At 62.8% G+C, this 15,236-nt stretch carries 15 protein-coding genes; 8 read left to right on the top strand and 7 right to left on the bottom strand.

Annotated features, from left to right (window positions below; all coding sequences use genetic code 11):
• Positions 1-65 precede the first annotated feature (65 nt).
• The 4 genes from IAE33_RS18960 (at position 66) to IAE33_RS18945 (ending at position 4,799) form a co-directional block, all read left to right on the top strand.
• Complete coding sequence (locus IAE33_RS18960) at positions 66-959, top strand: 2-hydroxy-3-oxopropionate reductase (RefSeq protein ID WP_201164640.1); 894 nt, start codon at positions 66-68, stop codon at positions 957-959.
• Between the two features lie 217 nt (positions 960-1,176).
• Positions 1,177-2,451: a glycerate kinase type-2 family protein gene (locus tag IAE33_RS18955; RefSeq protein WP_201164639.1), complete on the top strand. Its 1,275-nt coding sequence runs from the start codon at positions 1,177-1,179 to the stop codon at positions 2,449-2,451.
• Positions 2,448-3,863 carry a pyruvate kinase gene (gene pyk, locus IAE33_RS18950; RefSeq protein ID WP_201164638.1) on the top strand — a complete coding sequence of 472 codons (1,416 nt, stop codon included), beginning with the start codon at positions 2,448-2,450 and terminating at the stop codon, positions 3,861-3,863. The genes IAE33_RS18955 and pyk overlap by 4 nt, the downstream gene beginning before the upstream one ends.
• 75 nt (positions 3,864-3,938) lie before the next feature.
• Complete coding sequence (locus tag IAE33_RS18945) at positions 3,939-4,799, top strand: urea transporter (protein WP_201164637.1); 861 nt, start codon at positions 3,939-3,941, stop codon at positions 4,797-4,799.
• A gap of 11 nt (positions 4,800-4,810) precedes the next feature.
• On the opposite strand, the gene IAE33_RS18940 is transcribed toward IAE33_RS18945, so the two are convergent.
• Entirely contained in the window at positions 4,811-5,551 is a 741-nt protein-coding gene (locus IAE33_RS18940; RefSeq protein WP_201164636.1) for an RHS repeat-associated core domain-containing protein, read from the bottom strand.
• A 148-nt stretch (positions 5,552-5,699) separates the two neighbouring features.
• Between IAE33_RS18940 and IAE33_RS18935 the strand changes: the two genes are divergently transcribed.
• The gene (locus IAE33_RS18935) at positions 5,700-6,521 is read left to right on the top strand and encodes an ion transporter (RefSeq protein ID WP_201164655.1); all 822 of its coding nucleotides are present in this window, start codon (positions 5,700-5,702) and stop codon (positions 6,519-6,521) included.
• Positions 6,522-6,632: 111 nt separating this feature from the next.
• The gene (locus IAE33_RS18930; protein WP_028632126.1) at positions 6,633-7,631 is read left to right on the top strand and encodes a sulfate ABC transporter substrate-binding protein; all 999 of its coding nucleotides are present in this window, start codon (positions 6,633-6,635) and stop codon (positions 7,629-7,631) included.
• 78 nt (positions 7,632-7,709) lie between these two features.
• On the opposite strand, the gene IAE33_RS18925 is transcribed toward IAE33_RS18930, so the two are convergent.
• Positions 7,710-8,636 (bottom strand): class I SAM-dependent methyltransferase, encoded by a 927-nt coding sequence (locus IAE33_RS18925; protein ID WP_201164635.1) that lies wholly within the window; start codon positions 8,634-8,636, stop codon positions 7,710-7,712.
• Positions 8,637-9,145: 509 nt separating this feature from the next.
• Between IAE33_RS18925 and IAE33_RS18920 the strand changes: the two genes are divergently transcribed.
• The gene (locus IAE33_RS18920) at positions 9,146-10,678 is read left to right on the top strand and encodes an NCS1 family nucleobase:cation symporter-1 (protein WP_201164634.1); all 1,533 of its coding nucleotides are present in this window, start codon (positions 9,146-9,148) and stop codon (positions 10,676-10,678) included.
• Positions 10,679-10,694: 16 nt separating this feature from the next.
• The gene (locus IAE33_RS18915) at positions 10,695-11,423 is read left to right on the top strand and encodes an aspartate/glutamate racemase family protein (RefSeq protein WP_201164633.1); all 729 of its coding nucleotides are present in this window, start codon (positions 10,695-10,697) and stop codon (positions 11,421-11,423) included.
• A gap of 30 nt (positions 11,424-11,453) precedes the next feature.
• On the opposite strand, the gene IAE33_RS18910 is transcribed toward IAE33_RS18915, so the two are convergent.
• The 5 genes from IAE33_RS18910 to IAE33_RS18890 all read right to left on the bottom strand — a co-directional run bounded on the left by IAE33_RS18910 (position 11,454) and on the right by IAE33_RS18890 (position 15,036).
• Positions 11,454-12,119 (bottom strand): hypothetical protein, encoded by a 666-nt coding sequence (locus tag IAE33_RS18910; protein WP_028632122.1) that lies wholly within the window; start codon positions 12,117-12,119, stop codon positions 11,454-11,456.
• A 233-nt stretch (positions 12,120-12,352) separates the two neighbouring features.
• Positions 12,353-12,691: an FKBP-type peptidyl-prolyl cis-trans isomerase gene (locus tag IAE33_RS18905; protein ID WP_028632121.1), complete on the bottom strand. Its 339-nt coding sequence runs from the start codon at positions 12,689-12,691 to the stop codon at positions 12,353-12,355.
• Positions 12,692-12,766: 75 nt separating this feature from the next.
• Positions 12,767-13,174, bottom strand: coding sequence for a GFA family protein (locus IAE33_RS18900; RefSeq protein WP_201164632.1), 408 nt, complete (start codon positions 13,172-13,174; stop codon positions 12,767-12,769).
• Positions 13,175-13,257: 83 nt separating this feature from the next.
• Entirely contained in the window at positions 13,258-14,046 is a 789-nt protein-coding gene (locus IAE33_RS18895) for a PhzF family phenazine biosynthesis protein (protein WP_201164631.1), read from the bottom strand.
• 51 nt (positions 14,047-14,097) lie between these two features.
• Complete coding sequence (locus tag IAE33_RS18890) at positions 14,098-15,036, bottom strand: 2-hydroxyacid dehydrogenase (RefSeq protein ID WP_201164630.1); 939 nt, start codon at positions 15,034-15,036, stop codon at positions 14,098-14,100.
• Between the last annotated feature and the right edge of the window lie 200 nt (positions 15,037-15,236).

Here is a 15,236-nt window from a genome sequence, read left to right as displayed (position 1 = left end):
TCCCACAGAAGGCCTGCATCGCGTGCTCTAGCGAGATTCAATAAATACAAAAGAGGTAATTTCTCATGGCTAAAATCGGTTTCATCGGCACCGGCATCATGGGCAAGCCCATGGCCCAGAACCTGCAAAAAGCAGGGCACAGCCTGTTCGTTTCCACCCACCACGACGCCGCCCCGGCCGACCTGCTGGCAGCGGGCGCAGTGGCCCTGGCCAACCCCAAGGAAGTAGCCCAGGAAGCCGAGTTCATCATTGTGATGGTGCCTGACACCCCCCAGGTGGAGAGCGTGCTGTTCGGTGAAAACGGGGTGGCCGAAGGCGTGGGCCCAAACAAGGTGGTCATCGACATGAGCTCGATTTCCCCCACCGCCACCAAGGTATTCGCCGACAAGATCAAAGCCACGGGCGCTGCCTACCTGGACGCCCCGGTATCCGGCGGTGAAGTCGGCGCCAAGGCCGCCACCCTGAGCATCATGGTCGGGGGCTGCCCGAAAGCCTTCGAGCGCGCACTGCCGCTGTTCGAAGCCATGGGCAAGAACATCACCCGCGTCGGTGGCAACGGCGACGGCCAGACCGCCAAAGTGGCCAACCAGATCATCGTTGCCCTGAACATTCAGGCCGTCAGCGAAGCGCTGCTGTTCGCAGCCAAGAACGGTGCCGACCCGGCCAAGGTGCGTGAAGCGCTGATGGGCGGCTTTGCGTCGTCGAAAATCCTCGAGGTGCATGCCGAGCGCATGATCAAGGGCACCTTCGACCCGGGCTTCCGCATCAACCTGCACCAGAAAGACCTGAACCTGGCCCTGCAGGGCGCCAAGGAGCTGGGCATCAACCTGCCCAACACCTCCAATGCCCAGCAGGTGTTCAACACCTGCCAGGCCCTGGGCGGCGGCAACTGGGACCACTCGGCACTGATCAAGGGCCTGGAACACATGGCCAATTTCTCGATTCGCGACGAGCAATAAAACCTACCGGCCTCATCGCGAGCTGCGCTCGCTCCTACGGGATCAGCATAAGGCCCGTAGGAGCGAGCAAAGCTCGCGATTGAAGCACACGCTGGTTGGCCTGCGACCACGGGCCGGCCCGTGAAACCGAGCAACACCCGCCCCTGGTTCGCCCTGCACGGAGGCACTTCCAGGGGCGTTTTTGATTGTGCAAAACAACAATAATTGGGAGCCTGCCATGTCGGTCGATCCGCAAAAAATTCTTCGCGAGCTGTTCGACACAGCCATCGCCGCCGCCCACCCCCGCCAGGTCCTTGAGCCGTATTTGCCCGCTGACCGTACCGGCCGGGTCATTGTCATCGGCGCCGGGAAGGCCGCAGCCGCCATGGCCGAAGTGGTCGAGAAATGCTGGCAGGGGGAAGTCTGCGGCCTGGTGGTCACCCGCTACGGCCATGGGGCCAATTGTCAGAAAATCGAAGTGGTTGAGGCCGCCCACCCCGTTCCCGACGCTGCCGGCCTGGCCGTGGCCAAGCGCGTGCTGGACCTGGTCAGCAACCTCAACGAAGACGACCGCGTGATCTTCCTGCTGTCTGGCGGTGGCTCGGCACTGCTGGCCCTGCCTGCGCAGGGCCTGACGCTGGCCGACAAGCAGCAGATCAACAAGGCGCTGCTCAAATCCGGCGCCACCATCGGCGAGATGAACTGCGTGCGCAAGCACCTCTCGGCGATCAAGGGCGGCCGCCTGGCCAAGGCCTGCTGGCCGGCCACGGTGTACACCTATGCCATTTCCGATGTGCCGGGCGACCTGGCCACGGTGATCGCCTCCGGCCCTACCGTGGCCGACCCGAGCACCCGCGCCGATGCCCTGGCCATCCTCAAACGCTACGCCATCGATGCGCCCAAGGCCGTCATCGACTGGCTTAACAACCCCGCATCAGAAACCGTCAAGGCCGATGATCCGGCCCTGGCACGCAGCCATTTCCAGCTGATCGCCAAGCCCCAGCAGTCGCTGGAAGCCGCGGCCGTCAAAGCCCGCCAGGCGGGTTTCAGCCCGCTGATCCTGGGCGACCTCGAAGGCGAGTCGCGTGAGGTGGCCAAGGTGCACGCGGGCATCGCCCGGCAGATCATCCAGCACGGCCAGCCGCTCAAAGCTCCCTGCGTGATCCTGTCCGGTGGCGAAACCACCGTCACCGTACGGGGCAACGGCCGCGGCGGGCGCAACGCCGAGTTCCTGCTCAGCCTCACCGAAAGCCTCAAAGGCCTGCCGGGCGTGTATGCCCTGGCCGGCGATACCGATGGCATCGACGGGTCGGAAGAAAACGCCGGCGCGCTGATGACCCCCAGCAGCCATGCCCGCGCCCAGGCACTGGGCCTGAGCGCCAGCGACGAGCTGGACAACAACAACGGCTACGGCTACTTCGCCGCGCTGGATGCGTTGATCGTCACCGAGCCGACCCGCACCAACGTCAACGACTTCCGCGCCATCCTGATTCTCGAGAGCAACCCATCATGACGCCCGACAAGAAAGTGAAGGTACTGGCCACCCTCGGCCCGGCAATCAAGACCATCGACGACGTGCGCCAGCTGGTGGAGGCCGGGGTAAATATCTTCCGCCTGAATTTCAGCCACGGCGAACACGCCGACCACGCCTTGCGCTACCAGTGGATTCGCGATGTGGAGCAGCAGCTGAACTACCCGCTGGGCATCCTCATGGACCTGCAAGGGCCCAAGCTGCGGGTGGGTCGCTTCGCTGACGGCAACGTGTACCTGCAGCGTGGCCAGGCCCTGCGCCTGGACCTGGACACCACACCCGGCAGCCCCCAGCGGGTGAACCTGCCGCACCCAGAGATCATTGCCGCGCTGGAACCCGGCATGGACTTGCTGCTGGACGACGGCAAGCTGCGCTTGCGGGTCACCGCCAAGCACCACGACGCCATCGACACCGAGGTGTTGGCCGGCGGGGAGCTGTCCGACCGCAAAGGGGTCAACGTGCCCCAGGCGCTGCTCGACCTCTCGCCACTGACCGAAAAGGATCGCCGCGACCTGGCCTTTGGCCTGGAGCTGGGCGTGGACTGGGTGGCGCTGTCGTTCGTGCAGCGCCCTCAGGATATCGCCGAAGCACGCGCCCTGATCGGCGACCGGGCTTACCTGATGGCCAAGATCGAAAAGCCGTCGGCGGTGGAACAGCTGCAAGCCATCGCCGAACTGGCCGACGCCATCATGGTGGCCCGCGGTGACCTGGGTGTGGAGGTACCGGCCGAGAGCGTGCCGCAGATTCAGAAGCGCATCATCAACACCTGCCGGCAGCTGGGCAAACCGGTGGTGGTGGCCACCCAGATGCTTGAGTCCATGCGTTTCTCCCCGGCCCCTACCCGCGCCGAGGTCACCGACGTGGCCAACGCCGTGGCCGAAGGCGCCGATGCAGTGATGCTGTCAGCAGAAACCGCCTCGGGCGACTACCCGCTGGAAGCCGTGCAGATGATGAGCAAAATCATCCGCCAGGTGGAAAACGGCCCGGACTACCAGGCCCAGCTTGACGTCGGCCGGCCCAAGGCCGAGGCCACGGTGTCGGACGCCATCAGCTGCGCCATCCGCCGCATCAGCGGCATCCTACCGGTGGCGGTGCTGGTGAACTACAGCGAGTCGGGCGCCTCGACCCTGCGCGCTGCCCGCGAGCGACCCCGCGCGCCGATCCTCAACCTCACCCCCAACCACGCCACCGCGCGCCGGCTGAGTGTGACCTGGGGCGTGCATTCAGTGGTCAATGACCGCTTGCGCCAAGTGGACGAGGTGGTGTCCACCGCCCTTGAAATCGCCCAGGCACAAGGCATGGCCAGCCGGGGTGATACGTTGCTGATCACGGCCGGGGTGCCATTCGGCAAGCCCGGGTCGACCAACACGCTGCGGATCGAGAGTTTGATCTAGGCCACTGCACCTGACTGCGGACAAATCGAGGCCCGAAGAGGCCCGCCGCTTCTCTTTCAACCTTGCTGACTGCCCATGTACACAAAACATTTCGTCAACCCGTGCCCCGACTGGGCCACGGCGCTGCTCAACGGATTCAGCCAGGTGCTGCTGCTGCGCAGCCCTGCCTGCGGCCTGTGCTGCCTGTTGGCCATTTTGCTCACCGCACCCGGGCTGGTCGGCGGCGCCCTGCTTGGCGCCCTGGCCGGCCTGATGACCGCACAGGCCCGTGGCTACGACCGTGCCGACCGCCAGGCCGGGCTGTACAGCTACAACGGCGTGCTCATCGGCATCTTGATCAGTGCGGTATTGCCCTGGTCGGTCATCCAGCCACCGCTGATCATCGCCGCGGCGGGCCTGTCCAGCATCATCACCCACCAATGGCGCAAGCGCGGCGGCAAGCTGCTGGTCGCCTACACCGCCCCCTTCGTGCTGCTGGGCTGGGCCGTGCTGCTGGTTGGCAGCCCTGCGCCAAGCGGCCCCGTCGAGGCCGGCCCGCTGTATGGGTTGGCGCGTGGCGTGGGCCAAATCTTTTTGCTCGACCAGCCATTGGCCGGGCTGCTGATCATCCTCGGCCTGTTCATCGCGCATCCCTACGCTGCCCTGTGGGCCGTGATCGGCTCGGCAATCGGCGGTGGCGTAGCGCTGCTCACCGAGCAGCAGGAGGCAGCCTGGCTGGGCCTTTACGGGTTCAATGCGGCGCTGGCGGCACTGGCGTTCAGCCGCCAGGGGGAAAAGCCGTTGGCGACGCTGACTGCAATCGCCGTGGCAGTAACGCTGCAGTCACTGTGGAAGCTACTGCCGACTGCGCCACTGACCGCGCCTTTCGTCATGGCATGCTGGCTTATGCATGGGGGCTCTTCGGTTAGACGATCTGCCCAAACTGCCAGCCCGTAGCCCTCGACAGGCTATTGGCGGATTTGCCGTAAAACCTCATTGGTCAGGTCTTTATGAGATACCCGATAGGTTGCCTGATTCCAGGACACACTCTTTTCAGACTGCAGCACCAACCCCACAGGCAGCGGTACAGCCACGGTGCCATCCGCGGGTTTCGTGGTTGCTGATGAGACGGCTGTCTTGACGGCATCCACGTGGGGGACGGTAACGGTAGTTTCCGTGAGGGAGATTCTAAGCGTGGAGTTTTCCGAGCCCTGCACCAGGCTCCCCAACGGCAACTCAAGGCTGGTCTTGCCTTCCGACTCGACCCATCTCCCGTTTTTCAGCATATTCACAACATCGCCAGGGGCAATATTGACCTGAGGTCTGCCGTTCACAAGGCTGACACTGCCTTTTGATAATGGAACTGCGGAAGGTGCCGGTTTCTGTTGAGGGGTTCGGGTCCACAACCCTTCATATTTCGACCTCACAGGCGCCTGCCCGGTTGGATCACTCAGAACCACAGGATTGCCCACGCAATATACATAGGCATTCAGCCCGCCTTTACCAAACGGGCTATGGACGTCGCTGCTGACGAATCGCATCAAGGCAGGGCTGTAATAACGGTGCCCAGCCCCCAGCGGGTAGCCTTGTAATCGGCGATCCAGGTATTGACCGGTGTAACCAAGCCACGTCCTGCCTGATGTCTGGCCTTGGTAACCATAGACGGTGTAGGCCCTGGCGAGCCGAGGCGAAACGCAAGCATTGACCATTGACGTGCTCCTGTGAACACCGCGGAGCCATTAGTAACAGCTCCCGCAACGGTACAAAACTGGCATTTTTAGAGCGCCTCTGGCGCTGCGTTGCCGTGTAGGGGGCAGATCCTCTACTCTTGGTGTTTGCTTTATGGACCCGCGCCTTATGCCCACCCCGCAGTCCTGGCGTGAACGCCTCTACGTCATCGTCTTCCAGACCGACACGGTCGCCGGCAGGCGCTTCGACAAGACGCTCCTGCTGATCATCCTCGCCAGCCTAGTCACGGTGATCCTCGACAGTATCGACGAGGTGCACCGGGGTTACGGCGGCCTGCTGGCGGCCCTGGAGTGGAGCTTCACTGCGGTGTTTCTGTGCGAATACCTCACCCGCCTGTACTGCTCGCCCCGGCCTTTGCGCTATGCGTTCAGCTTCTACGGCCTGGTCGATTTGCTGGCGATCGTGCCGGGCATCATTGCGCTGTACTACAGCGACGCCCAATACCTGCTGATCGTACGGGTCATCCGTATGCTGCGGATCTTCCGCGTGCTCAAGCTGGGCCCCTACCTCAAGCAGGCCAATTACCTGCTTGCCGCCCTGCGCGGCAGCAAGCAGAAGATCATCGTGTTTCTGGTCAGTGTATCGACGCTGGTCACCGTGTTCGGCACGCTGATGTACGTGATCGAGGGGCCGGAGCATGGCTTTACCAGCATTCCCAAAGGCATCTACTGGGCCATTGTCACCCTCACCACGGTCGGCTTCGGCGATATCGTGCCGCGAACACCCCTGGGGCAGGTGCTGTCGTCGCTGGTGATGACCACCGGTTATTCGATCATTGCAGTGCCGACCGGCATCTTCACTGCGGAGCTTGCCAATGCCATGCGCGGCGAGCAGTTGCAGCACGATTGCCCTGCCTGCAGCAAACCCACCCACGAGCACAATGCAGCTTTCTGCTCGCGCTGTGGCAGCCAGCTGTTTACCCCGCGATAAAACCGTGCAACGGGGCATAACCAAAGGCGTTTTTGTTCTTTAAAGGCAACATCGCCAGCCGCTATAGTCGCAGGCAATGTGCCAACACCCTACCGCCAACAAGGACGCCCTGTGAAAAAGCTCTTCACCGCCTCGCTGCTCGCCGCCGGCCTTGCCTTGGGCAACATCGCCCAGGCAGCACCGACCCTGCTCAACGTCTCCTATGACGTGATGCGCGACTTCTATAAGGACTACAACCCCGCCTTCCAGAAGCACTGGGAGGCCGAGCACAACGAGAAGGTCAACGTGCAGATGTCCTTCGGCGGTTCGAGCAAGCAGGCGCGTGCAGTGATCGACGGGCTGCCGGCCGATGTCATCACCATGAACATGGCTACCGACATCAATGCCCTGGTCGACAATGGCAAACTGGTGCCCGACAACTGGGTAACACGGCTGCCGAACAACAGCGCCCCGTTCACCTCTGCCACCGTGTTCATCGTGCGCAAGGGCAACCCCAAGGCGCTGAAAGACTGGCCCGACCTGCTCAAGGATGGCGTGCAGGTGATCGTGCCCAACCCCAAGACCTCCGGGAATGGCCGCTACACCTACCTGTCGGCCTGGGGTTATGTGCTCAAGCAGGGCGGTGACGAGGCCAAGGCCCGTGACTTCGTGGGCAAGCTGTTCAAGCAGGCGCCAGTGCTCGACACCGGTGGCCGCGCGGCAACCACCACCTTCATGACCAACCAGATTGGCGACGTGCTGGTCACCTTCGAGAACGAGGCCGAGATGATCGCCCGGGAGTTTGGCCGCGATCAGTTCGAGGTGGTGTACCCCAGCGTTTCGGCTGAAGCCGAGCCACCGGTCAGCGTCGTTGACAAGGTGGTAGCCCGTAAGGGCACCCAGGCTGTGGCCGAGGAATACCTGAAGTACCTGTGGTCACCTGCTGCACAGGAAATCGCCGCACAGAACTACCTGCGCCCGCGCGATGCAACCGTGCTGGCCAAGTACACCGACCGTTTCCCGAAGGTGGACTTCCTGTCGGTTGAGAAAACCTTTGGTGACTGGCGCACAGTACAGAAGACCCACTTCAATGATGGTGGGGTGTTTGACCAGATCTACACCAACCAGTAAGCGGCACCCTGGTATCGCGAACAAGCTCGGCCTCACCCGGCACTTGCTCGCGATGCCCCACGGCGCCCCTCCCCGCGACTACGCCTGACGAAATACCAGGGCCTTCAGCCCGCCCGCCGAATCCGCATCAGGGAACTCAGGCGGGTTTTCCAGGCGTTCGACAAACGCCAAGCCAGGCGCCTGCTCCGCCATCCCGTCAATCAAGAACTCCGGCCCTATCGCCGGGTCGTTCACGCAGGCCAGTACCGTCCCGCCCGGCGTCAGCAGCTCTGGCAACCGCCGTAGAATCTTGGCGTAATCCTGGGTCAGCACGAAACTGCCGCGCTGGAAGGTGGGCGGGTCGATGATCACCAGGTCGTAGGGGCCGTATTTGCGTACCTTGCCCCACGACTTGAACAGTTCGTGCCCCAGGTACGCCACCCGCGAGGCATCGTGGCCGTTGAGCCGGTGGTTTTCCCGCCCGCGGGACAGCGCCGACTTGGCCATGTCCAGGTTGACCACCTGCTCAGCCCCGCCGGCAACGGCCGCAACCGAGAAACCGCAGGTGTAGGCGAACAGGTTCAGCACACGCTTGCCACCGGCCTGCTCGCGCACCCATTGCCGCCCGTAGCGCATGTCCAGAAACAGGCCGTTGTTCTGGCGCACGCCCAGGTCCAGCAAGTAGGTGAGCCCATCTTCGACCACCTCGCGCTGTTGGCAAGGCTCACCCACCAACCACTGGCCGGGGCTGTCAGGCAGGTAGCGATGCTGAACAAGAATGGCCTCCCCGGCCCACTGCGGCCGCTTGGCAAGCGCCAGCAGCATGGCCTCCAGCTCTGCCAGCTGGCCATCGGGCGGCTCACGAAACAACGCCACTGAGAGCACGCCCTGCAACCAGTCCACCGTGACCTGCTCCAGGCCCGGCCAGCAGCGCCCACGGCCATGGAACAGGCGGCGGGTTTCGTGTGGGGCTGGGTCGAGGGCGGCAAGCACGTGTTGCTCAAGGGTGTGGATCGGCGAGGTCATTGAAAGTCACGAACAGGGAAAAACGCCATTCTACAGCCACTGGCGTGCTGCGGGAAAATTGCCCCGGTGACCGCAGACGAAATTTTGTACACATAAACGTAACCATAAGTGCCATTTTTGTGTGCACTTAGTGTCTTTGCGCACCATTACGTTACAGGCAGAACCGTTTAAAATCTGACTAAATGATCAACTAGTTCAGCTCTGAGAAATTTAAGAATTGTCTGTCTATGTAAATATTTCTAAATAAATTCAGATAGTTAAAAAAATCATATCCGTACTGATCTCTTCGATCGTGGCTGACTCAACAAGGCTTGGCATGGAACTCGCTATTGTGTGTTCATGTTTTGTATACAAATTGGACAAAACATAAATACACAATAACCCGCGACGCCGACTCACCCTTGGCCGCCGCGCCCAGAACCCTGTGATGCCAACGCTGCACCGACGAGAAGGCCAGCCCGTGTGCATGCCCGCTCATCGCAGTCTGCGTGCATCAGGAGCCCGCCGGAATGAGTAGCAGCCTCAACCTAGCCCCTGAACTGTCCGTCGCCAGCACCCAACCCACCACCACACAGCCCGACCCCGCGCTAGCCCTCGGCCTCAGCCCCCGCCTGCACAACCGCGACCTGGCGCCCACCCGCATCGCCGGGCGCCGCTGGGGCGGTTACAGCATCTTCGCCCTGTGGACCAACGACGTGCACAACATCGCCAACTATTCCTTCGCCATGGGGCTGTTTGCCCTGGGACTGGGCGGTTGGCAGATCCTGATGTCACTGGCCATTGGTGCGGCACTGGTGTACTTCTTCATGAACCTGTCGGGCTACATGGGGCAGAAGACAGGCGTCCCGTTCCCGGTCATCAGCCGGATTGCCTTCGGTATCCATGGTGCGCAGATCCCCGCCCTGATACGCGCCGTGATCGCCATCGCCTGGTTCGGCATCCAGACGTACCTGGCGTCAGTGGTGCTGCGGGTGCTGTTGAGCGCCGTGTGGCCGCAACTGGCGGCCTACGACCATGACAGTATTCTGGGGCTGTCGAGCCTGGGCTGGATGTGCTTCGTGGCCATCTGGCTGGTGCAACTGGTCATTCTGGCCTACGGCATGGAGATGGTGCGCCGCTACGAGGGGTTCGCCGGGCCGGTGATTCTGCTCACGGTCGCTTCGCTGGCCGTGTTCATGTACATCAAGGCCGATGCCCGCATTGCCTGGTCGGTTGCCGAGCCGCTGACCGGCGTTGACATGTGGCGCAACATCTTTGCCGGCGGCGCGCTGTGGCTGGCCATCTACGGCACGCTGGTGCTCAACTTCTGCGACTTCGCCCGGTCTTCGCCCTGCCGCAAAACCATTCGCGTAGGCAACTTCTGGGGCTTGCCGGTCAACATTCTGGTGTTCGCCGTCATCACGGTGGTGCTGTGCGGTGCCCAGTTCCAGATCAACGGGCAGATCATCGACAGCCCCACCCAGATCGTGGCCGCCATCCCCAGCACCGCGTTCCTGGTACTCGGCTGCCTGGCATTCCTGATCGTCACCGTGGCGGTGAACATCATGGCCAATTTCGTGGCGCCGGCCTTCGTGCTCAGCAACTTGGCCCCGCGCCACCTCAACTTCCGCCGCGCCGGGCTGATCAGCGCCACCCTGGCGGTATTGATCCTGCCCTGGAACCTGTACAACAGCCCGCTGGTGATCGTGTACTTCCTGTCTGGCCTGGGCGCCCTGCTGGGGCCGCTGTACGGCGTGATCATGTCCGACTATTGGCTGCTGCGCAAAGGCTGCATCAACGTGCCGCAGCTCTACAGCGAAGACCCGGCCGGCGCTTATCACTACACGCGGGGCATCAACCTGCGTGCCATCGCGGCATTCCTGCCTGCCGCATTGCTGGCCATCGTGCTGGCCCTGGTACCCCATTTCCACAGCGTGGCACCGTTCTCCTGGCTGATCGGCGCAGGCATTGCCGCTGCCATCTACCTGCTGATCGCCCCACGCAACCGTCACTATCACGATGTCAGCGGCGAATGCATCGCCGTCGACCACAGCAGCCACTGAACAGGGAGGACTGCCCATGCGCATTCTTATCGCCAACGTCAACACCACAGAAGCCATCACCGATGCCATCGCCGAGCAGGCGCGCGCGGTGGCCGCCCCCGGCACCGAGATCATCGGGCTCACCCCTTGGTTCGGCGCCGAATCAGTGGAAGGCAATTTCGAAAGCTACCTGGCCGCCATCGCGGTAATGGACCGCGTACTGGCCTACGAAGGCCCCTACGATGCGGTCATCCAGGCCGGCTACGGCGAGCACGGGCGTGAAGGGTTGCAGGAGTTGTTGAGCGTGCCGGTGGTGGACATCACCGATGCGGCGGCCAGTACAGCGATGTACCTGGGGCATGCCTACTCGGTGGTCACCACACTGGACCGCACGGTGCCGCTGATTGAAGACCGGCTCAAGCTGTCGGGCCTGTATGACCTCTGCGCCTCGGTGCGCGCCAGCGGCATGGCGGTGCTGGAGCTGGAAGCCGACCCGCAGCGGGCCGTAGAGGCCATCGTCGAGCAGGCTGAACGTGCCGTGCGTGAAGACAAGGCCGAGGTCATCTGCCTGGGTTGTGGCGGCATGGCCGGGCTGGACGAGCAGATCCGCCAACGCACCGGGGTACCGGTGGTGGATGGCGTGAGTGCAGCAGTGACAGTCGCCGAGGCCCTGGTGCGCATGGGCTTGAGCACATCGAAAGTACGCACCTACGCCACGCCCAGGGCCAAGAAGGTAGTGGGCTGGCCGATGCGCCTGGGCCGCTGACCCCGTTGTGGTGCTGCCCTGGGCAATGAATCAGCTGGGGCAGCTTTCGGCGCCGTCGTTCAGGCCCTGGCGCACGTTACGGCTGAGCAGGCTGGCCTTGCCGTCGTGCCAGGTCAGGGTCAGCACATACAGGGTGTCGAAGTCGTCACCCTCCCAGTCTTCGGTGATCACCCGCTTTTCACCCAACGCCTTGCCGGCGACGGCATTGATCAGATCCGGCAGGTAGCCATGGGACCAGGCGGTGTACACGGTCGCATTGCGGTACTTGTCACGCAGCAGTTCGTCGGCAAGCTCGTCGGTGTCGTTGGCGCTGAAATCGATGTTCACCGGCAGGCCCAGCCGAATGGCACTGGGGGTGATGGTCATCAGCGGGCGGATATAGCTGTAGCTCTTGTCCTGGCTGCCCTCCTCCACATGCCGCGTGGGGTTGGCTGCGAACACGTAATCGGCGTTACCGAAACGCGCAGGCAATACCGTGGCCAGGTCAAGCGCGCGGTTCAGCCCCTGGCAATTCAACTGGCCCAGGCCTTCACCGGGTTTTTCGGCATGCCGCAGAAACACCAGGGTTTGGGTACCGTCCACAGGTTCTGCCCTGCTGTCGAGCGCCTCCAGCGTCAACGGCACGGCCACTGCCGTGAGCAGCAGGCCAAGCAGCAACGGGTGGCGACGGCGACGGAAGAAAGCTGGCAATTTCATCAATTCAAGGCCTGTGTGGCAGAACAATCGGTTGCACCCGACACAGTACCCGGCCTGTTGCAGGCCGCCTTGAGCGTGATTGCCATCCTTGGCAACGGGTGAGGGTCAGAGTGCCCCGAACCCGTTTGGTTCCTCCCTGAGCGTGAATGCCGTTCCCTAGGCAAGGCCCAGACTAGACACCTGCTGTTGCGCATTTGTGTCTGGCAGGTGAACCTGTTGTTGCCTGGTGGGGCTCAGTCGTCCCGTGTGAGCACTTCCAGTAACTCGATCTCGAAGGTGAGGTCGGCGTGTGGCGGGATGGCGCCCAGGGTGCGTTCACCATAGGCCAGGTGGGCTGGCACTTGCAGCTTGCGCTTGCCGCCCACACGCATCCCCATCAACCCTTGGTCCCAGCCTTTGATGACACGCCCGGTGCCGATGACGCACTGAAACGGCTTGCCACGGGACCAGGAAGAATCGAACTCGCTGCCATCGGCCAACCAGCCGGTGTATTGAGTGGTGATGAGGGCGCCTTTGACGGCGACTTTGCCATCACCCTCTACCAGGTCGGTGATCTGCAGTTCTTGGCTCACGGGCATACTCCATCTGAAAGACAAAGCCGCCCTTTTCTCAGGATTGCAGCGCTTTGGCAAGCCCGCACGCCGGCATCAGCCCAGCTGTTCGAAGGCCTGCTGGCCGGTGAGGGAGGTGGTCTGGTTGGCGAAGCAGTACCAACCTGGCTTCTGCTCGATGAAGATCTGCAGGCTGAACTGCCAGTTCAGCTCGCCATCCAGCAGGCCAACCGGCACCGCGTAGCTGTCGTTGGCCCTGAGCCGGTAGAACAGGTGTGTGCCGCACTGGCTGCAGAAGCCGCGCTGCGCCCAGTCGGACGAATCGTAAACACCGGGGGTGAGGCCCTCGAACGTCGGCGGCTGGTTGCAATGCACCACCAGCAACGGGCCGCCGGTCCACTTGCGGCACATGCTGCAATGGCAGGCGCTGACATCGGCATGGTCAAACGAAACCTTCAACTGGGTGGCGCCGCACAAGCAGCTGCCGGACGTTTCCAAAGCCATGATGCACTCCCCGAAAAAGACAAAGAAGCCAGTATAGCCTCAGGCCCGGCAGCCCATCGCCGGTACGCGAATGCGCAGACGTGTCAGACAAACACCGTACCGCGCAGGTACAGCGCCGCCCGACCACTGATGATCACCCGGCCATTGCCCGGCACCTCACAGTGCAACTGGCCCTTTCGCGCCCCGCCCTGCTCGCAGGCCAGTCGCTGCTTGCCAAGGCGTTCGGCCCAGATCGGTGCCAGCGAGGTGTGCGCCGAGCCTGTCACCGGGTCCTCATTCACGCCCACCCGCGGCCCGAACCAACGGGTAACGAAGTCGAACCCCCGCCCCGCCGCAGTCACGGCAATGCCGCGCACATCGTAGCGCGACAGCGCGACGAAGTCGGGCTGCAGTGCGTCCAGCAGCAATGGGTCTTCGATCACCACCACGTAGTCATCGCTGCGGTACAGCGCCAGCGCCTGGTGCAGGCTCAGTGCCTGCAACAAACCTGCAGGCATTTCTTCGGCCACGGGCTGTTTGGCGGGGAAGTCCATGGCCAGCAGCCCATCGTCCCCCCGGGTGACCCGCAACTCGCCACTGCGGGTATTGAAGCGCAGCACCTGGGCGGGTTCACCCAATTGTTCGAACAGTACATAGGCAGATGCCAGGGTGGCGTGGCCGCAAAGGTCCACTTCCACGGCGGGGGTAAACCAACGCAGGTCGAAGCCCTCGCCATTGCGTACGAAATACGCCGTTTCGGACAGGTTGTTCTCTTCAGCGATACGCTGCAGCACCTGGTCTGGCAGCCAGTGTTCAAGCGGGATGACGGCCGCCGGGTTGCCCCCGAACGGTTCGGCACTGAAGGCATCGACCTGGAAGATTTCGAGTTGCATGGACATGCTCCTTATGGCCCGGCAGCTACCAGGCAGCTTTCTGTGTCACGGTTACGGGCGAACGGGTGTCAACACGGGCTCACCGGCAAAGAATGCCTGCAGGTTACGCAGCACAAGCGCCACGGTGTCTCGCGCGGCTTCAGGCGACTGGCCCGCTACGTGGGGGGTGAGCACGGTGTTGTGCAGTGCTTTCAGGGCATCAGGCACCTGGGGCTCATCATCGAATACGTCCAATGCAGCACCTGCCAGCGCGCCGCTTTGCAGGGCAGTAACCAGCGCCTGGGTGTCGACCACGCTGGCGCGGGCGATATTGACCAGGTAACCCTGCGGGCCCAGTGCCTTGAGCACGCTGGCATTGATCAGGTGATGGGTGTTGGCACCCCCTGGCGTGGCCACCACCAGAATATCGACGGCCTCTGCGAGGCGTTCGGGGCTATCGAACCAGGTGTAGGGCTGATCGGCTTTGGGGCTGCGGCTGTGATAGCTGACCGGCATGGCAAAACCGAGTTTGGCACGCCTGGCGATGGCTTGCCCGACGGCGCCCAGGCCGACGATGCCGAGGCGCTTGCCGCTCACCGACGGGCTGATGACGCGCTGCCATTCGCCGCGGCGGGTGCTGGCGTCTGCCTGGGGAATATTGCGCAGCAGGGCCAGGAGCATGGCCATGGCGTGGTCTGCAACGGCTTCTGCATTGGCGCCGGCGCCGTTGGTCACGGTGATGCCGCGGGCTGCGGCGGCGGGCAGGTCGACTTGCTCGTAACCGGCGCCGATGACGCAGATAATCTGCAATTTGGGCAACGCGGCCATTTCACTGGCGGTGAGGCCGAGCGGGCCACGGGTGAGCACGGCGTCGATCTGCGCGCCCTGTTGCTCGATGGCTTGGGCGCGGAGCTTGGGGGATTGAGCGCGGATCAGGTGATAACCGGACTGCTCCAGCAGGGGGAGGTAATCGTCGACGGTTTCTACCAGTACCAGGACTGTTTTGGGCATGCCACCTCCAGGATTGATGGGTGGATTATGCGGAGTGAGTCGGCGGTACAGTCAATGGGAAAAATGAGGGGCAACTGTACTGTGCTGGTAGTTTCTGATTTGGGCTGTTGCTCTAGATCTAGATCTTGATCTTGATCTTGATCTTGATCTTGATCTTGATCTTCGCGACTTCAGGAGGCCGAACGAAGGACTTGCGGAGG

It is taken from the genome of Pseudomonas sp. S60 (assembly GCF_016647865.1).
Taxonomy (GTDB): domain Bacteria; phylum Pseudomonadota; class Gammaproteobacteria; order Pseudomonadales; family Pseudomonadaceae; genus Aquipseudomonas; species Aquipseudomonas parafulva.
This window is presented reverse-complemented; position numbering and strand designations above follow the sequence as displayed.